The organism is Stenotrophomonas sp. SBJS02, assembly GCF_020428325.2.
Classification (GTDB): domain Bacteria; phylum Pseudomonadota; class Gammaproteobacteria; order Xanthomonadales; family Xanthomonadaceae; genus Stenotrophomonas; species Stenotrophomonas africana.
In genome coordinates, this window is the sequence record NZ_CP109812.1 from 4,353,639 (window position 1) to 4,375,275 (window position 21,637).

The 21,637-nt window shown below is 66.7% G+C and carries 15 protein-coding genes and 1 pseudogene; 5 read left to right on the top strand and 11 right to left on the bottom strand.

Features of this window, described 5'->3' with window-relative positions:
• Positions 1-465 precede the first annotated feature (465 nt).
• From trxA to FQS62_RS20125, 3 genes and pseudogenes are all read left to right on the top strand, one after another.
• Complete coding sequence (gene trxA, locus FQS62_RS20115; protein ID WP_005411275.1) at positions 466-795, top strand: thioredoxin; 330 nt, start codon at positions 466-468, stop codon at positions 793-795.
• A gap of 229 nt (positions 796-1,024) precedes the next feature.
• Positions 1,025-2,781, top strand: a pseudogene (rho, locus tag FQS62_RS20120) (transcription termination factor Rho).
• Between the two features lie 210 nt (positions 2,782-2,991).
• The gene (locus tag FQS62_RS20125) at positions 2,992-4,566 is read left to right on the top strand and encodes a sensor domain-containing diguanylate cyclase (RefSeq protein WP_208043456.1); all 1,575 of its coding nucleotides are present in this window, start codon (positions 2,992-2,994) and stop codon (positions 4,564-4,566) included.
• Positions 4,567-4,605: 39 nt separating this feature from the next.
• Here FQS62_RS20125 and FQS62_RS20130 read toward each other — a convergent pair whose 3' ends face one another.
• The 11 genes from FQS62_RS20130 to FQS62_RS20180 form a co-directional block, all read right to left on the bottom strand.
• Complete coding sequence (locus tag FQS62_RS20130; protein ID WP_099588824.1) at positions 4,606-5,496, bottom strand: energy transducer TonB; 891 nt, start codon at positions 5,494-5,496, stop codon at positions 4,606-4,608.
• Positions 5,497-5,576: 80 nt separating this feature from the next.
• Entirely contained in the window at positions 5,577-7,307 is a 1,731-nt protein-coding gene (gene aceK, locus FQS62_RS20135; protein WP_049446746.1) for a bifunctional isocitrate dehydrogenase kinase/phosphatase, read from the bottom strand.
• A gap of 167 nt (positions 7,308-7,474) precedes the next feature.
• The gene (locus FQS62_RS20140; RefSeq protein WP_005419760.1) at positions 7,475-7,834 is read right to left on the bottom strand and encodes a hypothetical protein; all 360 of its coding nucleotides are present in this window, start codon (positions 7,832-7,834) and stop codon (positions 7,475-7,477) included.
• 53 nt (positions 7,835-7,887) lie between these two features.
• Positions 7,888-8,304, bottom strand: coding sequence for a roadblock/LC7 domain-containing protein (locus tag FQS62_RS20145; protein ID WP_049446748.1), 417 nt, complete (start codon positions 8,302-8,304; stop codon positions 7,888-7,890).
• Positions 8,297-8,845, bottom strand: coding sequence for a GTP-binding protein (locus tag FQS62_RS20150; protein WP_088479874.1), 549 nt, complete (start codon positions 8,843-8,845; stop codon positions 8,297-8,299). The genes FQS62_RS20145 and FQS62_RS20150 overlap by 8 nt, the downstream gene beginning before the upstream one ends.
• Positions 8,838-9,803, bottom strand: a complete 966-nt coding sequence (locus FQS62_RS20155; RefSeq protein ID WP_099588822.1) for a hypothetical protein — start codon at positions 9,801-9,803, stop codon at positions 8,838-8,840. Before FQS62_RS20155 ends, FQS62_RS20150 begins: the two co-directional genes overlap by 8 nt.
• Positions 9,804-10,092: 289 nt before the next feature.
• A complete protein-coding gene (locus tag FQS62_RS20160; RefSeq protein WP_049446753.1) occupies positions 10,093-12,315 on the bottom strand; it encodes an NADP-dependent isocitrate dehydrogenase in 2,223 nt (740 codons plus the stop codon).
• Positions 12,316-13,207: 892 nt separating this feature from the next.
• Positions 13,208-13,720: a hypothetical protein gene (locus FQS62_RS20165; RefSeq protein ID WP_049446756.1), complete on the bottom strand. Its 513-nt coding sequence runs from the start codon at positions 13,718-13,720 to the stop codon at positions 13,208-13,210.
• A 45-nt stretch (positions 13,721-13,765) separates the two neighbouring features.
• The gene (locus tag FQS62_RS20170; RefSeq protein ID WP_208043455.1) at positions 13,766-14,059 is read right to left on the bottom strand and encodes a LysM peptidoglycan-binding domain-containing protein; all 294 of its coding nucleotides are present in this window, start codon (positions 14,057-14,059) and stop codon (positions 13,766-13,768) included.
• A 166-nt stretch (positions 14,060-14,225) separates the two neighbouring features.
• The gene (gene queF / locus FQS62_RS20175) at positions 14,226-15,044 is read right to left on the bottom strand and encodes an NADPH-dependent 7-cyano-7-deazaguanine reductase QueF (protein WP_226053663.1); all 819 of its coding nucleotides are present in this window, start codon (positions 15,042-15,044) and stop codon (positions 14,226-14,228) included.
• A gap of 519 nt (positions 15,045-15,563) precedes the next feature.
• Positions 15,564-16,883, bottom strand: a complete 1,320-nt coding sequence (locus FQS62_RS20180; protein ID WP_088480457.1) for a M20 family metallopeptidase — start codon at positions 16,881-16,883, stop codon at positions 15,564-15,566.
• A gap of 188 nt (positions 16,884-17,071) precedes the next feature.
• Between FQS62_RS20180 and FQS62_RS20185 the strand changes: the two genes are divergently transcribed.
• Both FQS62_RS20185 and FQS62_RS20190 read left to right on the top strand, forming a co-directional pair.
• On the top strand, positions 17,072-18,316 hold the full coding sequence (locus FQS62_RS20185) for an efflux RND transporter periplasmic adaptor subunit (RefSeq protein ID WP_049448397.1): 1,245 nt from the start codon (positions 17,072-17,074) through the stop codon (positions 18,314-18,316).
• Between the two features lie 74 nt (positions 18,317-18,390).
• Positions 18,391-21,624, top strand: coding sequence for an efflux RND transporter permease subunit (locus FQS62_RS20190; RefSeq protein WP_208042852.1), 3,234 nt, complete (start codon positions 18,391-18,393; stop codon positions 21,622-21,624).
• The last annotated feature ends 13 nt before the right edge of the window (positions 21,625-21,637 follow it).

A 21,637-nucleotide genomic window follows, 5' to 3' on the forward strand; every position in this document is an offset into this window, starting at 1 on the left:
TCATCGTCTAGGGGCACCGTCGCAAACTGCGGCCCCTGCGGCGGGTTGGCAGGCTGGGACCACCCGGTCCGCGCGCCGCACAATGCCCCAGTTTAACGCACTCGGGCCAGCAAACCGGAATGACCCGTCTCATAAGACAAAGAGACGGCGACCTTCACCCAACCACACCGGACTTGAACGGCCCGGCCAGGGCCGCTGGTGTCGCCCACTGCCAGCCCCATCTACAGGAAGACAGTGAAATCCGACACATACCGGGCATCGAAGCGATCACGATACGCTGGGTTCCAGCCGGCGCCTGTCCCTGCCCTGCGATAGGGGTACACTTCCGGCCGTGAGCGTCCAGGCATCCCGCCGAACGCACCGCGGCAGTGCGCCGCGAGGCAACGACGAGGGTCGCGCCACCGGGCATGGCCCAGTTCACCCACCTCCGGCATGGCCGGGTGCAATCCAAGACGAGAAACCAAGATGAGCGACAAGGTTGTACATGTCGGCGACGCCGACTTTGATAGCGCAGTGCTGAATTCCAAGGAACCGGTGCTGGTCGATTTCTGGGCCGAGTGGTGTGGCCCCTGCAAGATGATCGCCCCGGCGCTGGACGAGCTGGCCGATGCCTACCAGGGCCGCGCCAAGATCGCCAAGGTCAACGTCGACCACAACCGCGCGCTGGCCGCCAAGTACCACGTGCGTTCGATCCCGTACCTGGTCGTGTTCAAGGACGGCGAGAAGGTCGGCGAGCAGATCGGTGCGGTGGGCAAGGCCCAGCTGGCCGGCCTGCTGGACAAGGCCCTGGCCTGATCCTGCTGTTCCCCGGCAGCCGTGGACCACGGCTGCCGGCGGGGCGCCCCGCGCCCATGATGAATGTTGTTCCCGGTGACCCTTGCACGGCGCCGCAGGCCGATGATAGTGTCGGCATATCCGGCCGCGTTCGCGTGCCGCACCCTCTGGACGCAGTTTCTTCCAGACCCATTCCCAACGTTCGCCGCCCCAGCCGGGCGCTCGCACCTTCAAGCGAGGAATAACGCTCTTGTCCGATAACACTTCCGAAACCGGCAGCGCCGATGCGCCCGCCGAAAAGCGCGTGCGCAAGCCCCGCGTAGCCAAGGCTGCCGCTCCGTCAGCCGCCGAAACCAGCGCCGCTCCGGCGCAGCCGACCCTGCCGCTGGCCGCCGCGCCCGAAGCGCCGGCACCGGCTGCAGCCGCCCCGCACCGAGCGCGCCCGCCGCCGAGGCCCCTGCCAGCAGTGGCGGCGGCGAAGGCGGTGAGGGTCGCGAATCCGGCCAGCCGCGCCAGCAGAACCCCCAGGGCGGTGGCCAGAACCAGGGCCAGAACCCGTACAACCAGAACGGCCAGCAGGGCCAGGGCCAGGGGCAAGGTCAGGGCAACCGCCGCGACCGCTTCCGCAACCGCCGCGACCGTGACCGCAACAACCGCTTCCGCGACGACGGCCTGCCCAACGATGGCGGCGAGCAGCAGCCGTTCGTGCCGCGCCCGCACGCCAACGTGCCTGAGGGCTTCCCGGTCTACTCGCTGAGCGACCTCAAGCGCATGCCGGCGCAGAAGCTGCTGGAAATCGCCGAGCAGCTGCAGATCTCCGAAGGCGTGGCGCGCGCCCGCAAGCAGGATGTGATCTTCGCCCTGCTGAAGGTGCTGACCCGCCACGGTGACGGCGTCGCCGCCGATGGCGTGCTGGAAATCCTGCCGGACGGCTTCGGCTTCCTGCGCGCGGCCGAAGCCAGCTACCTGGCCGGCCCGGACGACACCTACATCTCGCCCAGCCAGATCCGCCGCTTCAACCTGCGCACCGGTGACCACATCTCCGGCCGCATCCGCTTCCCGAAGGACGGCGAGCGCTACTTCGCGCTGAACATCGTCGACACCATCAACGGTGAGCCGATCGAAGCGTCGAAGAACAAGGTGCTGTTCGAGAACCTGACAGCGCTGTTCCCGCGCCGCCGCTTCACCCTGGAGCGTGGCAACGGTTCGTCGGAAGACATCACCGGCCGCATCCTCGACCTGATGGCACCGCAGGGCAAGGGCCAGCGCTCGCTCATCGTGTCGCAGCCGAAGGCCGGCAAGACCATGATGATGCAGCAGGTCGCCACCGCCATCACCACCAACCATCCGGACGTGCACCTGATCGTGCTGCTGATCGACGAGCGCCCGGAAGAAGTGACCGAAATGCAGCGCACCGTGCGCGGCGAAGTCATCAGCTCGACCTTCGACGAGCCGGCCGCGCGCCACGTGCAGGTGGCCGAAATGGTCATCGAGCGCGCCAAGCGCCTGGTCGAGCACAAGAAGGACGTGGTGATCCTGCTCGACTCGATCACCCGCCTGGCCCGCGCCTACAACAACGTGGTGCCGAGCTCGGGCAAGGTGCTGACCGGTGGTGTGGACGCCAACGCCCTGCACCGCCCGAAGCGCTTCTTCGGTGCCGCGCGCAACGTGGAAGAAGGCGGCAGCCTGACCATCATCGCTACCGCGCTGGTCGACACCGGCTCGAAGATGGACGAGGTGATCTACGAAGAGTTCAAGGGCACCGGCAACAGCGAAGTGCACCTGAGCCGCCGCATCGCTGAAAAGCGCGTGTTCCCGGCCATCGACATCAACCGTTCCGGCACCCGCCGCGAAGACCTGCTGATCGAACCGGAACTGCTGCAGAAGATCTGGATCCTGCGCAAGCTGCTGCATCCGATGGATGAAATGGCCGCGATGGAGTTCCTGCTCGACAAGATGAAGAACACCAAGTCCAACGACGAGTTCTTCGGTTCGATGAAGCGCTGACCCCGGCGCTGCATCGGAAAAAACCTGCCGCTCGCTGCGGCAGGTTTTTTTTTTGCCTGCAGGGCGACGCACTTCACTTCGCTGGCGCCCGCTTTTGGCGATAATCCGCGCGATACCCTGCCCGGCCCCCGTGGGCCCGGCCACCGATTCCCGCTGTCGCCCCTTCCGGAGAACCGGTCGGGTCCAGCCTTCTGCCGGATCCGTCGACGCATGCGAACGCTGTCTCCCCGCCTCAACCTGGGCAAGCTGATCCTCGCCTTGGCCCTGCTCAGCGCCATCATCGCCCTGGCCAACACTCTGCTGGCCAGCTATCGCGTGCAGCGTGACCAGCTAGTCGGCAACACACTGGAAGCCAACCGCGTCTATGCCACCAAACTGGCAGAGACCACCCAGAACTTCCTGCTGGCCGCACAGCAGCAGCTGGCCTATGCCGCGACCCGCCTGGGTGAGGACGACCTTGATCCGAAGCACGCCCAGGATGAAGCCAGCCGCCTTCAGCTGCAGTCCAGCAGCTTCAACTCCTCGCTGGTGGTGGACGCCGACGGCCTGGTGATCGCCACCTCGCCACAGACCCTGCAGCTGCAGGGTGAGGTGCTGCACAGTGTCGGCAACAACGCAGCACTTGCGGCGCGCCAGCCGATGATCAGCGATCCCTACCAGTCGGCCACCGGCAAGCTGCTGGTGTCGCTGTCGCACCCGATCTTCGACCGCCAGGGCCGCTATCGCGGCTATGTAAGCGGCACGCTGTACCTACGCCAGCGCAGCGCACTGCACACGCTGCTGGGCAAGCACTACTACCGCGACGGTTCCTATCTATACGTGGTGGACCGCAATGGCCGCCTGCTGTACCACGCCGATGGCAAGCGCGTGGGTGACTACGTGGTTGGCAACCCGGCGGTGAAGGCGGTGGTGCGCGGTGAACGCGGTGCGCAGCAGGTGCGCAACAACCTGGGCGTTTCGATGCTGGCCGGCTACGCACCGGTAACGGCCACCGGCTGGGGTATCATCGCGCAGCGCCCGACCGAGGCCACCCTGCAGCCATTGTCGCGGCTGATGACCGCGGTGATCTGGAATGCGATTCCGCTCGGCCTGCTGTCGCTGCTGGTCACCTGGTGGTTCGCGCGCCGCATTTCGATGCCGCTGTGGCAGCTGGCGCGCAACGTGCAGGGCGGCGAGGACACCGGCAATGCAATCAACCATGTCAGCGGCATCCGTGCCTGGTACTTCGAGGTCGCGCAGCTGAAGCATGCGGTGCTGCACAGCTTCAATGCCCTGCAGGATCGTATCGGCACGCTCAACCGTGCCAGCCGTACCGACCCGCTGACCGGCCTGCTCAACCGTCGCGGCCTGCAGCAGGCGCTGGATGCGCTGCAGGTGCAGGGCATCCCGTTCGCGATCCTTGCGCTGGACATCGATCGCTTCAAGTCGATCAACGACAGTTACGGGCATGACGTCGGCGACAACGCCATCGTCCACATCGCTGACCAGATGCGCCGCTACTCGCGCGACAGCGACCTGCTCTGCCGCGCCGGTGGCGAGGAATTCCTGCTGCTGCTGCCGGGCATCAGTACTGAATCGGCCCGTCAGGCCGGTGAACGCCTGCGCCAGCACATCGCCGACCATCCGTTCGAACCGGTCGGCACCATCACCGTATCGCTGGGCGTGGCCCACTTCCCGAGCTTCCATGTCGATGCCGAGCAGGCTCTGCGGCTGGCCGACAAGGCGCTGTACATGGCCAAGGAACAGGGCCGCAATCGGGTGGTGGTCTACCCGTACGCGGACTGAGAAGCGACCGGCCTGGCCGACCGCTTCACCGCAGCGGGCTCAGCGCTGGGCCAGCGGCGTCAGCAGGCGCAGGCCGCGCTGGGTGCCATCGACCATGTACACGCCCCCGGCCGGTAGCAGATCACTGCCCGCCTGTTCGATAGCGTCCGGCTTGCGCCACGGTGCCGCCTGGCGCGGGCCGGGGATGAAGGCACGCCAGCGGCCATAGCGTTCCGGCTGGCCGTTGTCGCTGTTGTTCAGGGCGAAGGTGACCGGCACACGCACGGTCCAGGAATCCAGCGTGCTGTCCTCGCCGGTGGTCGGGGGGACGAAGGTCCACTTGCGCGCGCCGCCGATGCTGGCCTTGGCGAGTAGGTCGCGCATCTTGGCCATGGTCCTCTCCGGCGCTACGACGGTCATGTTCACCTGTTCGGCAATGACGTCGGCCACGGTGCCGTCGCGGGCCACCTTGACCAGCAGCAGCACGTCACCCTGCCCGCCATTGCGGAAAACATCCTCGGGATAGCGCGGTGCCGGCATGTGCTTCTGGGTCACCGAATCGGTAGCCTTCGGATCATATTCACTGAAATCAACACTGGTCATGCTGATCTGGTAGCTGCCGTCGTTCTGCTCCTTGCCACGCAGGCGAACCCGCAGTGGCGCGTGGACGGCCACCGGCTTGCCATCGTGCAGGGTCGGCTCGAACTGCCAGCCACGGATGGCGCCCTCCACGAACGACGCGATGCCTGGTGCGAGCATTGCCCGCTGGTCCAGGACCAGCTTGCTGACCGAACCGTCGGCCGCGACGTCGATACTGCCCGACAGTGCCATGCTCATTTCGGCCGTGGCGCGCACGGCGCGCGCGTTCTGGGCGACGGCATCGGCTGGCAGCAGGGGGGCACCGGCGGAGAACGCCAGGGCCAGCGCAAGGAACAGGGGGGAACGCATCATTGCCGGATCCGTGGTGATGAAGTCAGCGCCGAGCGTACCGCAGTCCGGACCGGACCGGCAGGCGGTTCACGCCAATCCGTTCAGGCCAGGCGATGGGCCGTCGCGTAGGGCGGCGTATCCGGATAATCACCACGGGCGAAGCGTTCCTGCAGGCCCTGCCACCAGCCCGGATCGAACAGGTGCGGGTAGTGCTCGCGCACCGCGGCCAACTCGCTCGCCGGCAGGCCCATGAACGGGCCGAAGCGCTCCGGGAACACATCGCGCGGACCGACATGGAACCAAGGCTCGTCGGCCATGGCCTCCTCCGGCGTACGCGGCTGCGGCCACGCGCGGAACACGCAGTCGCTGACCAGGCACAGCTCGTCATAGTCGTAGAACACGGCCCGACCATGCCTCGATACGCCGAAGTTCTTCGGCAGCATGTCACCGGGGAAGATGTTGTTGCGCGCCATGTCGGTGATGGCCTGAGCGTAGTCGAGCACCGCCGCGCGCACGGCTTCGCCTCCCTGCTCGCGCAGATACAGGTTCAATGGACGGAAGCGGCGCTGCACGTAGCAAAGTGAAACCTCCACCTGGTCGCCATCGACGCGCACGCTCTGCGCACACTGCTGCTGCAGTTCACCCAGCAGGGCCGGCGCGAAGCGCTCGCGCGGGAAGCGCAGATGACGATAGGGCTGTGCATCGAGCAGGCGGCCGACACGATCAAGGTTGAACACCAGCGCGTACTTTTCTTCCACCTGCTGCCGCGACATCGCCTTGGGCCAGGCGAAACGGTCGCGGATCAGCTTGAATACCAGTGGGTAGCTGGGCAGGGTGAACACCGCCATGACCATGCCCGGCGTGCCTTCGGCGTGCACCAGCCGCTCCTGCGGATGCTCATTGAAGTGGCGGAAGAAGGTGCGGTAGCGCTCGGTCTTTCCCTGCTTGGCGCGGCCCAGCACCGTGTAGATCTCATCGATGGGCTTGCCCGGCAGCAGGCTGCGCAGGAACACCACCGCGTCACCCACCGTGGCGAGGTCGGCCTGGAAATAACTGCGCGACACGCCGAACAGGTGGGCGACATCGCGACGCCGGGTCAGCACTGCATCGGCACGCAGGCCACGCTCGTCGTTGACCAGGGCAATGACGCACGGCGAAAAGCGATGCTCGCCGAACACGCGACCGACCAGGTAGGCGCGGCGCTCGCGGTAGAACACGGTGTCGAGCAGCTCGATGCTGCGTACCGGCGTGTCACCCCAGTGGGCCAGATCATCCTGCAGGCGCACCACGATGGCCGCGGCGCAGCGCAGCTGGTGCGCATAGGGGATGTCGAAGCGATAGTCGGCCAGCACCCGCTGCAACGCCTCCACCGGCCGCGTCGGCGAGACCGCATAGGTATGCCGTGCCACCGGATGGGTGATGGCATCGGAGGGCTCGACGTCGAAAGCAATGAATTCCAGCGCCGGGTCCACGCCGCGGGTAGCAAACAGGCGTCGCGACAGCGTGTTGTAGAAGGTCTTGTACAGCTCGGCGTCGATCAGGCCCTGCAGCAGCGCGCTGTACTGGGCGTGCACCTGCAGCCACAACGCGCGCTCGCCGATCGCGTCACCGGCAAGGCGACGCAGCGCATCCATCTGCTCGGCAATGCACAGGTCGTACAGGGCGATGCGCTCGACCGCATCCTGACGCGCACCGGCCCAGTCGCGCTGCTCGAAACGCAGCCGTGCACGGGCGGTGATTGCCGCAAAGCGGGCGTGGTACTGCTCGAAACCATCGCGGATGGCGCCGGCGATACGCGGCGCGAGTTCGGCAGCGATGTCAGGCTGGGACATGCACGGCTCGGCAGGGAGACGGGCATCCACCATACGCCGGCGTGGGGTGACTTGTGTAGAGTCGAGCCATGCTCGACTGCTTTCGGCCGAAGTCGAGCATGGCTCGAATCTACAGAAGGCAGGGGCAGAAGCCGTCGAGCAAGCTCGACTCTACAAGAACCGGCGGCTCAGATCGCCAGTTCGGCCTCCACGTCCTGCACCTTGCGCCGGGCCAGCGCCAGGTTGGACTTGGTGCGGTCCAGCACGATGTAGAAGAACAGGCCCTTCTTCTTCGCCACCGGGCGCATGATGTGGTAGGCCTTGCCCAGCGAGATCAGGATGTCCTCGATGCTGTCGTTGAGGTTCAGCGACGCGGCGGTCTTCATCTTGGCGCGGATCACTTCGGTGTTGCCGGCGGCGGCCACTTCCATGTCCATGCCGGCACCGGCTTCGCCCAGCAGCATGCCGCTTTCGTAGTCAACCAGCGCCACCGCCTGCGCGCCGTCGATGCCCATCAGTGCGTTCAACGATTCATTCAATCCAGCCACGTCGCACCCCTTGTCGATGTTGGTTCGAGCCCCTCGTTCCCCTGCGGCCGGGCTCACGATCCGCCGAGTTCGGCCAGGATCGCCTGGCCACATTCCCTGCTCTGCCACAGCACCTGGCCGATCACGCTGCGCTGGTCGCAGGCCGCCATCAGCAGGAGTGGTGCACGCCCGTCGGCCTGGATCGCCAGCATCAGCACCTTGCCGCCTGCGGCTTCCAGCATCAGTGTCTGCAGATCGCCCAGCACCAGTTCGCGCCCGACCGCTGCAGCCAGTGCCAGCATCGCGCTGGTCATCGCTGCCAGCCGTTCGCCGCGCCCTTCGGCCCCGGCACTGACCAGGGCGAAGCCATCGACACTGGCCAGCACCACCGTGCGCACGCCTTCCACCCGCTGCTGCAGGTCCTGCAGCAGCGGCTGCAGGCGCTCACGCTGGCCGGCATCGGGCAGCACCGCCATCTGCCCGTCAGCCATGCGCCGCCACCAGTGCGTGCGCTTCCATTTCGCTCATCAGTACGTCCATCAGCAGCAATCCCTGTTCGCGGTCGCGGGTATCCACGGCCAGTAGCGGCAGCGGCTGGTCATCGAGGCAGGCACGGGTGGCCCAGTCATCCAGCGCGGCCTGTGGTGCCTGGTCGAGATGGGTCACCGCCACGACCAGTGCCAGGGAAGATGCGAACGGCTGCAGCACCTGCAGGTAGTCCTCCAGCTCGCTGGCCAACCCGGCACGGCGCGCGTCCAGCAGCAGCACCGCGCCACGCGCACCCTGCAGCAGGATCGGCCACAGGAAATCGAAGCGCTGTTGCCCGGGCGTTCCATAGAGACGCAGGCGCTCGCCATTGGGCAGGTCGATGTCTGCATAGTCCAGCGCGACCGTGGTGGAAGCCTTGTCGGCACCGAGGCGATCACTGTTGGCCACATCCGTGTCGATCACCGCACCCCTGGCGATGCTGCGCACCAGGGTCGACTTGCCGCTGCCCATGCCGCCCAGCACCACCACCTTGTGCTCACGCATTGCGCTCGCTCCCGCGCAGGTGCCGCCACAGGCGGGCAAGCAACCCGTTGTCGGTGCGGATGCCACCTGTCGCCATCATCGGCGTCGCCGGGGCGGGCTGCAGCTGCGCGTAACCGCACAGGTAGGCGGCATGGATGAAATCGCGCACCGCCGCTGCAGGCAGTTCCAGCAGCATCGCACACTCGTCAACCGTGCACGCGCGCTTGAGCAGCAGCGAGCACAGGCGGAAACCATCGTGGTCGTGACCCAGCACGCGGAAATCCGGCCAGCGCAGCAACTTCACCGAGGCGCCGCGAAGGCGTTCGTCCAGTGCCTGCCAATGACGGCTGCGTTGCGCCCATTGCCACAGCAGCGGCCGCAGTGGCTGGCGTGGCCGCTCACCGGCCAGCGCCTGCAGGCGTGCGGGTGTCAGCGCATCCAGCTGCAGACGTTCGAAGGCATCGGCCAGGCGCTCCACCAGCGCGCTCGCGGGTTCCTGCAACAGCACGGCCTGATCATGCTCAAGGTCCATCAGCAGGACGGGGTCACCCGCATCACTCAGCAGTGCCTGCCCCTGGCGCAGCGGCAGCCGCTCGCGCAGCAGGCGGGTAATGGCATGTGCACCATCGGCCAGGCGGATCGGTGCAGGTGCATGCATGGCCAGAGGCTCCGGTATCAACTGCATGTGGCGCAGCGCGCGGCCGATGGCACCATCGTCAAGCACGTCCTGGTGCCCGTCGCCATCACGCAGCTGGCCGCCGATATCCTCGATCCAGCACTGTAATCGCGGGTGCTGCTGGCGCATGCGCTGGGCCGCGTTGCGCAGCGCCGGCGTATCGCGGATGACCAGCAGGTCGCAATCGTCCAGGTCCTGGCTGCGGCGGATCTGGCCGTCCGGCAGGGCCGATGCCACGCGCAGCCGCTGCAGCAGGGCCTGCTCGCCCTGAATGTCGGTTCCCACCACCAGCACGCGTGCCATCCGTGATCCCCGAGCGACCACCTCCCCGGTGGTCTCGCGTCGCCAAGGCTAGGGCATCGCCAACGGCGGCCGTCGTGATCGACTGCTCAGATCGAGGGCGGTGGCAGAACCACTCTTATCGGTTATGCGACGGCCATCGCGGGCAAGTTTCATGCCTCATTGACGGCATTCCGACAGTCGACGGATGTCACGGTTCTGGATGCGGGTCGAATGCGGGTCAGATTCCGAGCCGAAAAAAGAAACCCGCGCCTAGGCGCGGGTTCCGGTGTCACGGCCGAACGGCGATGGATCAGCCGCGCAGCTGCTCCAATGCGGCGTTGAAGGTTGCGCTCGGGCGCATCGCCTTGCTGGCCTTGGCCACGTCCGGGCGGTAGTAGCCGCCGATGTCCACCGCCTTGCCCTGCACGGCGATCAGCTCTTCGACGATCTTCTGCTCGTTGTCGGTCAGCGCCTTGGCCAGCGGGGCGAAGCGTGCCTTCAGCGCAGCATCTTCGTCCTGCGCGGCCAGCGCCTGCGCCCAGTACAGCGCGATGTAGAAGTGGCTGCCACGGTTGTCGATGCCACCCAGCTTGCGCGACGGCGACTTGTCGTTGTCCAGGAACTGGCCGTTGGCTTCGTCCAGCGCCTTGGCCAGCACGCGGGCGGCAGCGTTGTCGTAGCGGTTGCCCAGGTGTTCCAGCGACGCGGCCAGGGCCAGGAACTCACCCAGCGAATCCCAGCGCAGGTAGTCCTCTTCAACAAACTGCTGCACGTGCTTCGGGGCCGAACCACCGGCGCCGGTCTCGAACAGGCCACCACCGGCCATCAGCGGCACGATCGACAGCATCTTGGCGCTGGTGCCCAGCTCCATGATCGGGAACAGGTCGGTCAGGTAGTCGCGCAGCACGTTGCCAGTCACCGAGATGGTGTCCTCGCCCTTGCGGATGCGGTCCAGCGAGAACGCGGTGGCTTCCACCGGCGGCAGGATGCGGATGTCCAGGCCGTTGGTGTCGTGGTCCTTCAGATACTGCTCGACCTTGGCGATGACCTGCGCGTCGTGGGCGCGGGCGGCGTCCAGCCAGAACACGGCCGGGGTGCTGCTCAGGCGGGCGCGTTCGACGGCCAGTTTCACCCAGTCCTGGATCGGCGCGTCCTTGGTCTGGCACATGCGCCAGATGTCACCGGCTTCCACGGCGTGTTCGAACACCACGGTGCCGGCGTCGTCGGTGACCTTGACCACGCCATCGGCGGCAATCTGGAAGGTCTTGTCGTGCGAGCCGTACTCTTCGGCCTTCTGCGCCATCAGGCCGACGTTCGGCACCGAGCCCATGGTGGCCGGGTCGAAGGCGCCGTGCGCCTTGCAGTCGTCGATGACCGCCTGGTACACGCCGGCGTAGCAGCGGTCCGGAATGACGGCCTTGGTGTCCTGCAGCTTGCCTTCAGCGTTCCACATCTTGCCGGAGTCGCGGATCATCGCCGGCATCGAGGCGTCGACGATCACGTCGCTCGGCACGTGCAGGTTGGTGATGCCCTTGTCCGAGTTGACCATGGCCACGCCCGGGCGCTGTGCGTACTCGGCAGCCAGGTCGGCTTCGATCGCAGCGCGGGTGGCTTCGGGCAGCGACGGCAGGCGCGCAGCCAGGTCACCGATGCCGTTGTTGGCATCGAAACCGGCCTGCTTGAGCACGTCGGCATGCTTGGCAAGCACGTCCTTGTAGAACTCGTTGACGGCCACGCCGAACATGATCGGGTCGGAGACCTTCATCATGGTCGCCTTCAGGTGCAGCGAGAACAGCACGCCCTGGGCCTTGGCATCGGCAATCTGCTCACTGATGAAGGCGGCCAGTGCCTTGCGGCTCATCACCGCGGCATCGACGATCTCGCCGGCCTTGACCGCGGTCTTTTCCTTCAGCACGACGGTGCTGCCGTCCTTGCCGTGGAAGGTGATCTTCAGCGCGCCGGCGTTGGCCAGGGTGGCCGACTTCTCGCTGCCGTAGAAATCACCGGCGGCCATGTGCGCGACGTGCGACTTCGAATCCGACGCCCAGGCGCCCATGCGGTGCGGGTGCTTGCGCGCGTAGTTCTTCACCGACAGCGGCGCGCGGCGGTCCGAATTGCCTTCGCGCAGCACCGGATTCACCGCACTGCCCTTGACCTTGTCGTAGCGCGCCTTGTAGTCGCGCTGCTGATCGTCGGCCGGGGTTTCCGGGTAATCCGGCAGCGGATAGCCCTGGTCCTGCAGTTCCTTGATGGCCGCCTTCAACTGCGGCACCGAGGCGGAGATGTTCGGCAGCTTGATGATGTTGGCATCCGGCGTGGTCGCCAGCTGGCCGAGTTCGGCCAGGTCGTCGCTGACCTTCTGCGCGTCGCTGAGCAGTTCCGGGAACAGCGACAGGATGCGGCCGGACAGCGAGATGTCACGGGTTTCCACCACGATGCCGGCAGTGGCGGTGTAGGCGCCGACGATCGGCAGCAGCGACTGGGTGGCCAGGAACGGGGCTTCGTCGGTCAGCGTGTAGAGGATCTTGGACATGGGGGACTTGGACTCTGTAGCAATGCTCAGGGGAAGGCCGGCGCCAGCGCCGGGCCACGTGCAACCGTGTCGCTTTCCCCCGTCGCCGTCAGGGTGGGCGCGCGGCGGGGAAACCCCTGCATTGTCGCGTTTTCAGCCGCGCGGGGCAAAGCCACGCCATACGCGGCGGTACTGCACCACTGTGTTGCGCCGCCGGTTCGCTTCCGGCCTGGAACCTGAAGCTTGGTTGGCTAGTCCGCCTTCCCTCTCGTGGAGGCACGTACGACCCACTCCGACAATCGCGGCCCCCACTCGGCACGCCTTGGACAGGTCAATGTCTGTGAGTGCTTGCTTCGCTGGAAGTCGCAGATGCGGAATCCCCCAACGACGGCGGCCAGGCCGGCGAGTTCATCAGCCGTCGCTGCAGCGCCTCGGATGTGCAGCGACCCGGCGCCGGACGATCCGGGTCGAACGTAGACGTCGTACCGGGTGGAACGCCCTTCCGCCCTTGCATACGCCGACACGGCATATCCGCCGTCCGTGAAGCGCAGATCCGGCGTGCTTCCTGGCACAGGCTTTTCGGGGGCATCGCCCTCGTAGATCAGGGCAACTTCCCTATCGCCGCGCCTGACGCGGTGCAGACCAAAGTCGATAGGTGCCTCGTAGGTCACGGACATGCCCGTCGGCACGCGCAGACAGGCGCCGTATAGAAAGTGGTCGCAGCCGTAGCTCCAGAGATCCGCGGATCCCGCTGCGAGCGTGAGCGCAATCCAGCTGAGCATTCCGTCCCCGACCTGTCCGTGTTGCGTTCAGCGTACCCCGGTAGCCCTCCAGAGCGGGCATCGCCCAAAAAAAGGACGCAGCCTCGCGGCTGCGTCCATCGTGAGCCCTGCCGGGAGAGAGTCGGCAGGACTTACTTGACCTCGAACTCCTGCGGCGTTCCGGCCGCCTTGCCATCGACGGTGACCTCGGCGCGGTACTTGCCAGCCGGCCAGCCCTTTGCATTCTTGAACGTGACGTTGGTGGTTTCCGCACCGCTGGTGTTCAGGGTGGCGTTCTGTTCGCCGGCCACCTGGCCGTCCTGGTAGGTCAGCTTCGCGCCAACGGTGACGTTGTTGGCGGCGCCGTCGGTCTTGACCGAGACGATGACGTCATCCTTCGGTGCGAACAATGCCGTGGTCGCAACCGACTTGTCGGCGGCGGCGGTCTTGCCGACGGTGACCGACGAGACGCTGACTGCGGCGGCCTCGGCCATCGGCGGCGGTGCGCCGGTCATCGGCGCCGGCGCTGCAGGTTCGGCCGGGGCGGTCGCTGCCGGAGCGGCGTTGGTGTCGGTCGACTCTTCTTTCTTCTTGCAACCGACCAAGGCAACGCTGCCCAGCAGGGCGGCGATCAGGGCGGTCTGGAGCGGGGTGGTCTTGATCATTCGGGGTTCCTCCCAGGGATTGTCGGACGGCGTTCGATGGCCGGCTTACTTCGGCGGCAGCTTCAGGGTCTGGCCCGGGAAGATCTTGTCCGGGTCATCAAGCACATCGCGGTTGGCTTCGAAGATCTTCTTCCAGGCATTGGCGTCGCCCAGATGCTGCCTGGCGATCTTCGACAGCGAGTCACCCTTCTGCACGGTGTAGGTGCCGCCGCTGACAACGTCTGCGGTGCTGTCCACCGAGGCGCTGACGCCGGAGAAGTCCGCCTTCGGCACCTGCTCGGCGGTACTGTCGACGCTGCCACTGACGCCGGAGAAATCGGCTTTCTTCTCGGTACTCATCCACAACTCCCGTCTGCATGACTACGTGATTCGCACGGTGCCATGGAGGTTGTTAAATGGGGATGGTGCAGATGTGAAGCCCCCCGGGGGCGGCTGAACAATCGGGAGAGACGGTGTCCGGTCGTGCCGGCCAGCGGCCGGCACTACCCGTAACCGCCTGAGGCGGTTACTGCCGCAGTTCGCGGTAGGTCGCAGCCGGGGCGGTGATGCCGGGGCTGGCACGCCATGGGTTGATGTCCAGACCACCACGGCGGGTATAGCGGGCCTCCACTTCCAGCCACTGCGGCTGGCAGCGCGCAGACACCTCACTGAAGATCCGTTCAACGCACTGCTCGTGGAACTCGGCATGCTCGCGGTAGCTGACCAGATAGCGCAGCAGGCCGGCACGGTCGATCTTCGGCCCGCGGTAACGCAGGCTGACCGTGGCCCAGTCCGGCTGGCCGGTGACCGGGCAATTGGACTTCAGCAGCGATGAGACCAGGGTCTCCTCCACCACCTCGCCCGCATCGGCGGCGAGGAAGTCCGCCTGCGGCGGGCCGTAGCAGTCGATCTCCACGTCCAGCCCGTCGATGGATTCACCGAGCGGCGTCTCGCGCAGGCCCGGCAGGCCGAACTCGACCTGGACCGGCGCACCGGCGCAGGCCGACAGATCCGCCACGATGCGCGCGCGCAGAGCCTCGGCGCTGTCGATACGGGTGCTGTTGAGGGAGTTGAGGTACAGCTTGAACGACTTCGATTCGATCAACCGCGGCGAGGTGCACGGCACCTGCACGGTGGCGACGGCGACCTGCGGCTTGCCACGCGGGTCGAGCCAGCTCAGCTCGAAGGCGTGCCAGCGGTCGTGGCCGACGAACGGCAGCGTGCCGTCATCGAGGCCGATCTCGGCGCGGGCGCCGCTGCGCGGGATGGGAAACAGCAGGCCGGGATCGTACTGCGACGGGTAACTGACCTCGCGACCGAGGCTGGAATCCTGTGGGGTGTTCATGGGGGTCATTGTATCGCGCGGAGGGCGGGCCTTCGGCCGGGTCGGCCAACGGCGGAGCCCCTCCGTGGTGGTTGTGTTGGTTGGTCGTGGAAGGCGGTCTATCGGCTTGGCCGGGTGGGTAGGCGGGTCGGGGGACGCCGTAAACCCGTCCTTGGGGGCTTGGCCGCGGCATCCATGCCGCGGACACCCCCGCCCCGCCTGCCCACCCGGCCCCTGACAGTTCCTTGCGCGCGGCCACCACCACGGGAAAGATCAGAAAAATCAAAATCAAAAACCGATCCTTCAGACGTTCCTGACGCCTGCCGTGTCGACCAAGGTCGACACCTACCAACAGCCGCGTGAACCTGTCGGGGGTGGGGCGGTGTGGGCCTGCAGGACCGTTGGCGCCATGGATGGGTTTACGGCGTGTCCTGCAGGCCCACACCGCCCCGCCCAACCAGCAGAAATCCAGCACCGCTTCTGCCGTTGATGTTGCCGTTGCTTCGGCGGGTGCAGGGCTGCAAGCCCTGCCGGTAACCCTCACCCCGCAGGAGTGCCTGCACCGTGCAGGTAATCCAGGCTCACCTGCAGCAACGCCCTCAACCCGACATCCAGCGCCTTCTCATCCAGCAGGAACTTCGGCGAATGGTTCGCCGGCGCCGTCGCCGGGTCGATGCCCACGCTGGTGGAGCCGACGAAGAAGAACATGCCCGGCACCTCCTTCGCGTACAGCGAGAAATCCTCCGCGCCCATCTGCAGCGGCGGCTCGTAGACGTTGTCCTTGCCCACCACCGCCTGCAGGCTCGGCAGCATCTTCGCGGTCAAGGCCGGGTTGTTCACCGTGGCCGGGTTGCCATCGGCCTCGTAGATCTCGGTGACCGCCTTGGCACCATGCGCGGCGGCGGTGTGCTCGGCCACATTCCGCAGGTCGGCGAAGATCTGTTGGCGCATGCCTTCGTCGAAAGTGCGGATGGTGCCGACCATCTCCACTTCATCGGGAATGATGTTGTAGCGGATGCCGCCGTTGATCGCACCGAAGGTGAGCACTGCCGGCTGCTTGGACAGGTTGGCGCGACGGCTGACGATGGTCTGCGCGGTGCCAACCAGATCGGCAGTGGCGACGATCGGATCAACCCCGTTCCACGGCGCCGAGCCATGCGTCTGGCGGCCGATCACCTTGATGCCGAAACGATCGGACGCCGCCATCAGCGGGCCACCGCGAACGGCGATCTGCCCGGCCTGCACGCTGGAGAACACATGCAGGCCAAACACGGCTTCCGGCTTGAAGTCGGCAAACAGGCCCTCTTTCAGCATCAGCGCAGCGCCGCCCTCCTCCGGTGGCGGTGCACCTTCTTCGGACGGCTGGAAGATCAGCATCACCTGGCCCGGCAGATCCTTCTTCATCGCCACCAGTGCTTCGGCCACGCCCAGCAGCGTGGCGGTGTGCGCGTCGTGGCCGCAGGCGTGCATCACGCCCACGGTCTGCCCGCGGTACTGCGCGGTGGCCTTTGACTCAAACGGCAGGCCGGTCTGCTCGGTCACCGGCAGCGCGTCCATGTCGGCGCGCAGGGCGATCTTCGGCCCCGGCTTGCCGCCCTCGATGATCGCCACCACGCCGTGATGGGCGATGCCGGTCTTCGGCTTCAGTCCCATCGCACGCAGGCGCTTGGCCACCTCGGCCGAGGTGCGCTCCTCGCGGTTGGACAGCTCCGGGTGTTGATGGAAGTCACGGCGCCATTCGACCACCTTGGCCTGCAGGCGCTGCGCGGCAGCGGTCACTTCGGGGCGTTGCCCGTCCTGGGCGTGGGCGAGGGCCGGCAGGGCCAGCAGCAGGGCGGACAGCAGCAGCGAACGGCGCATCGCGATCTCCACAACAAAGGGGGTTCCGGCTGAATGTAGGGCAACACCGCCGCCACGGGAACCTCCGGCGCCGGATCCGGTCTTAGCGCCCGTCCCATCCGTCATGCAGGAAACGTGATGTGGCACAGGTATGCTTTGCGCATTGCCCCCGGCGTCCCGCCCGGTCCAGCCCTCTCGGAGTCCTCGTAATGTCACGTGTTTGGAAGATCGTGCTGCTGGTCGTGGCAGTGCTGGTGCTGGCCGTGGTCGGCCTGCGCGTCGTCGGTGGCGGCAAGGACAAGGCTGGAAAACCCGCGGCGGGTGCGCGCCAGGGCGGTGAAGACCCGGATGCCGGCCCGGTGCCGGTGACCGTGGTCGATGCGACACGCCAGGACGTGCCGGTGTATGCCAGCGCGCTGGGCACGGTGACCGCGATGAATACCGTCACCGTCAGCCCGCAGGTCGGCGGCCAGCTGATGAGCCTGAATTTCCGCGAAGGCCAGGAAGTGAAGCAGGGGGATGTGCTGGCGGTGATCGATCCGCGCACCGCGCAGGCCAGCTATGACCAGGCCGCCGCGGCCAAGCGCCAGAACGAAGCCCTGCTGGCCACCGCGCGCTCCAACTTCCAGCGCTCGAACGCGCCGGAGTATCGCCAGTACGTCGCCAAGACCGATCTTGATACACAGCGAAACCAAGTGGCACAGTACGAAAGCGCAGTCGCGGCGAACGAGGCCAGCATGCGCTCGGCGCAGGTGCAGCTGCAGTACACCAAGGTCACCGCACCGATCTCCGGCATCGCCGGCATCCGTGCGGTCGACGCAGGCAACGTCGTCAACGCCGGCACCGCACTGGTCACCCTGACCCAGATCCATCCAATCCACGTGCTGTTCAACCTGCCCGAGCGCCAGCTCGGCGACGTGCGCCAGGCGCAGGCCGCCGGCACGGTGCCGGTGGCCGCGCTGGACCGTGCCGATTCGCACGTGCTGTCAGGTGATGGCAAGCTCGATGTGGTCGACAACCTGATCAGCGCCGACAGCGGCACGTTCAAGGCGCGCGCGATCTTCGACAACACCGACAACGGCCTGTGGCCGGGCCAGTTCGTCAACGTGCGCATGCAGCTGCGCACGATCGCCGGTGGTGTGGTCATCCCGACCCAGGCGGTGCTGCGTGGCCCGGACGGCGAGTACGTCTACGTCGTGCAGGGCGACAACACGGTAAAGATGCAGACCGTGCGCAGCGGTGTGGAAGTGGGCGACAGCCAGGTGCAGATCGCCGAAGGCCTGAAGGGCGGCGAGCGGGTGGTCAGTGAAGGCCAGTTCCGCCTGAAGCCGGGCAGCAAGGTCAACGCGCTGAAGCCTGGCGAGACCCCGGCCGCGCCGACCGAGGCCGAACTGAAGGCCGCCGAACAGAAGAACGCGGGCGGCGGTGGCCGTCGCGGTGGTGGCCCGCGCTGAGCGCAGGCCACTGATCTCCCTCGCGCCGGCGAACCTGCCGGCGCCGACATTGAAGTGCCAGCAAGGATCAGTCCGTGGGCTTTTCGACGATCTTCATCCGCCGTCCCATCGCCACCTCGCTGTTGATGGCGGGCCTGTTGCTGCTGGGCATCCTGGGTTACCGCAAGCTGCCGGTGTCGGCGCTGCCGGAAATCGATGCGCCCAGCCTGGTGGTCACCACCCAGTACCCTGGCGCCAACGCCACCACCATGGCGTCGCTGGTCACCACGCCGCTGGAACGCCAGTTCGGGCAGATCTCCGGGCTGGAACTGATGACCTCCGACTCGTCGGCCGGGTTGTCGACGATCATCCTGCAGTTCTCGATGGACCGCGACATCGACATCGCCGCACAGGACGTGCAGGCGGCGATCCGCCAGGCCACCCTGCCCTCGTCGCTGCCCTACCAGCCTGTCTACAACCGGGTGAATCCGGCCGACGCAGCCATCGTCACCCTGAAACTGACCTCTGACACGCGCCCGCTGCGCGACGTCAACAATTACGCCGACTCGATCCTGGCCCAGCGTCTGTCGCAGGTGCAGGGCGTGGGCCTGGTCTCGATCGCCGGCAACGTGCGCCCGGCCGTGCGCATCCAGGTCAATCCGGCGCAGCTGTCGAACATGGGCCTGACCCTGGAGCAGCTGCGCAGCGCGCTGACCCAGGCCAACGTCAATGCGCCGAAGGGGTCGTTGAACGGCAAGACCCAGTCCTACAGCATCGGCACCAACGACCAGCTGGCCAGCGCCGCGGAGTATCGCGACACCATCATCAGCTACAAGAACGGCCGCCCGGTGCGACTGTCGGACGTGGCCGAGGTGATCGATGGCGTGGAGAACGATCAGCTGGCCGCCTGGGCCGATGGCAAGCCGGCGGTACTGCTGGAAGTGCGCCGCCAGCCCGGTGCCAACATCGTGCAGACCGTCGAGCGCATCCGCGCGATCCTGCCGCAGCTGCAGGGCGTGCTGCCGGCCGACGTGCACCTGGAAATCTTCAACGACCGCACCGAGACCATCCGCGCCTCGGTGCATGAAGTGCAGTTCACCCTGATCCTCACCATCGGCCTGGTGGTGGCGGTGATCTTCGTGTTCCTGCGCCGGCTGTGGGCCACGATCATTCCCTCGGTGGCGGTGCCGCTGTCGCTGGCCGGCACCTTCGCGGTGATGGCCTTTGCCGGCATGTCGCTGGACAACCTGTCGCTGATGGCGCTGGTGGTGGCCACCGGCTTCGTGGTCGACGATGCGATCGTGATGATCGAGAACATCGTGCGCTACATCGAGCAGGGCAAGAGTGGCAAGGAAGCAGCCGAGATCGGCGCGCGCCAGATCGGCTTCACCGTGCTGTCGCTGACGGTCTCGCTGGTGGCGGTGTTCCTGCCGCTGCTGCTGATGCCTGGCGTCACCGGCCGTCTGTTCCACGAGTTCGCCTGGGTGCTGAGCATCGCCGTGGTGCTGTCGATGCTGATCTCGCTGACGCTCACCCCGATGATGTGCGCCTACCTGCTCAAGCCCGACGCCCTGCCCGAGGGTGAGGACGCGCACGAACGCGCGGCCGCCGCCGGCAAGCAGAACCTGTGGACGCGCACCGTTGGCCTGTACGAGCACAGCCTGGACTGGGTGCTGGGCCACCAGCGACTGACCCTGGTTGTGGCTGGCGCCGCCCTGGTGCTGACCGTGCTGCTGTATGTGCTGATTCCCAAGGGCCTGCTGCCCGAGCAGGACACCGGCCTGATCACCGGCGTGGTGCAGGCCGACCAGAACATCGCCTTCCCGCAGATGGAGCAGCGCACCAAACAGGTCGCCGAAGCGCTGCGCCACGATCCGGATGTGACGGGCGTTTCGGCCTTCATCGGTGCCGGCAGCATGAACCCCACGCTCAACCAGGGCCAGCTGTCGATCGTGCTGAAGGAGCGCAGCCAGCGCGATGGCCTGGACGAGATCCTGCCGCGCCTGCAGAAGGCAGTGGCCGGCATTCCCGGCGTGGCGCTGTACCTGAAGCCGGTGCAGGACGTGACCCTGGATACCCGCGTGGCCGCCACCGAGTACCAGTACTCGCTGTCGGACGTGGATTCGGCAACGGTGGCGACGCAGGCCACGCGCCTGACCGAAGCGCTGCGCAAGCGTCCGGAACTGGCCGACGTGGACAACAACCTGTCCAACCAGGGCCGCGCCCTGGAGCTGAACATCGACCGCGACAAGGCCAGCGTGCTGGGCGTGCCGATGCAGACCATCGACGACACGCTCTACGATGCGTTCGGCCAGCGCCAGATCTCGACCATCTTCACCGAACTCAACCAGTACCGCGTGGTACTGGAAGTGGCACCGGAGTTCCGCACCAGCACGGCGCTGATGGAGCAGTTGGCGGTGGCTTCCAACGGTGCCGGCGCATTGACCGGCACCAACGCCACCAGCTTCGGCCAGGTCACCTCGTCGAACTCGTCGACCGCCACCGGCATCGGCGCGCAGAACACCGGCATCACCGTCGGCGCCGGCAACATCATCCCGCTGTCGGCACTGGCCGAAGGCAAGGTCAGCAGTGCGCCGCTGCTGGTCAGCCACCAGCAGCAGCTGCCGGCGGTGACGGTCTCGTTCAACGTCGCGCCCGGCTATTCGCTGTCCGATGCGGTACGTGCCATCCAGGAAACCAAGGACAGCCTGGACATGCCGGCCCATCTGCATGCCGAATTCATCGGCAAGGCCGCCGAGTTCACCGGCAGCCAGACCGACGTGGTGTGGCTGCTGCTGGCCTCGCTGGTGGTGATCTACATCGTTTTGGGCGTGCTGTACGAGAGCTACATCCACCCGATCACGATCATCTCCACGCTGCCGCCGGCGGGTGTCGGCGCGCTGCTGGCGCTGATGCTGTGCGGCCTGAGCCTGTCGGTGGACGGCATCGTCGGCATCGTGCTGCTGATCGGCATCGTCAAGAAGAACGGCATCATGATGGTGGACTTCGCGATCGAGGCGCGCCGCGCCGGTGCCAACGCGCATGAAGCGATCCGCCGCGCCTGCCTGCTGCGCTTCCGCCCGATCATGATGACCACCGCTGCGGCAATGCTCGGCGCACTGCCGCTGGCGCTGGGCACCGGCATCGGCTCGGAGCTGCGCCGCCCGCTGGGTATCGCCATCGTCGGCGGCCTGCTGCTGTCGCAGCTGGTGACCCTGTACACCACGCCGGTGATCTACCTGTACATGGAACGCTTCTCCGAATGGCTTGCCCGCAGCCGCGAGCAGCGCGCGCTGCGCAACGGTTCGCTGCAGGAGCCGCAGGCATGATCCACGCCCCGCT

Bases quoted from the DNA above. Each gene is read 5' to 3' on its own strand.
- FQS62_RS20170 (WP_208043455.1), bottom strand. From the start codon at position 14,059: ATGAGTACCGAGAAGAAAGCCGATTTCTCCGGCGTCAGTGGCAGCGTC.
- FQS62_RS20130 (WP_099588824.1), bottom strand. From the start codon at position 5,496: ATGATGCGTTCCCCCCTGTTCCTTGCGCTGGCCCTGGCGTTCTCCGCC.
- FQS62_RS20145 (WP_049446748.1), bottom strand. From the start codon at position 8,304: ATGGCTGACGGGCAGATGGCGGTGCTGCCCGATGCCGGCCAGCGTGAG.
- FQS62_RS20125 (WP_208043456.1), top strand. From the start codon at position 2,992: ATGCGAACGCTGTCTCCCCGCCTCAACCTGGGCAAGCTGATCCTCGCC.
- FQS62_RS20165 (WP_049446756.1), bottom strand. From the start codon at position 13,720: ATGATCAAGACCACCCCGCTCCAGACCGCCCTGATCGCCGCCCTGCTG.
- trxA (WP_005411275.1), top strand. From the start codon at position 466: ATGAGCGACAAGGTTGTACATGTCGGCGACGCCGACTTTGATAGCGCA.
- FQS62_RS20150 (WP_088479874.1), bottom strand. From the start codon at position 8,845: ATGCGTGAGCACAAGGTGGTGGTGCTGGGCGGCATGGGCAGCGGCAAG.
- aceK (WP_049446746.1), bottom strand. From the start codon at position 7,307: ATGTCCCAGCCTGACATCGCTGCCGAACTCGCGCCGCGTATCGCCGGC.
- queF (WP_226053663.1), bottom strand. From the start codon at position 15,044: ATGAACACCCCACAGGATTCCAGCCTCGGTCGCGAGGTCAGTTACCCG.
- FQS62_RS20180 (WP_088480457.1), bottom strand. From the start codon at position 16,883: ATGCGCCGTTCGCTGCTGCTGTCCGCCCTGCTGCTGGCCCTGCCGGCC.
- FQS62_RS20155 (WP_099588822.1), bottom strand. From the start codon at position 9,803: ATGGCACGCGTGCTGGTGGTGGGAACCGACATTCAGGGCGAGCAGGCC.
- FQS62_RS20160 (WP_049446753.1), bottom strand. From the start codon at position 12,315: ATGTCCAAGATCCTCTACACGCTGACCGACGAAGCCCCGTTCCTGGCC.
- FQS62_RS20185 (WP_049448397.1), top strand. From the start codon at position 17,072: ATGTCACGTGTTTGGAAGATCGTGCTGCTGGTCGTGGCAGTGCTGGTG.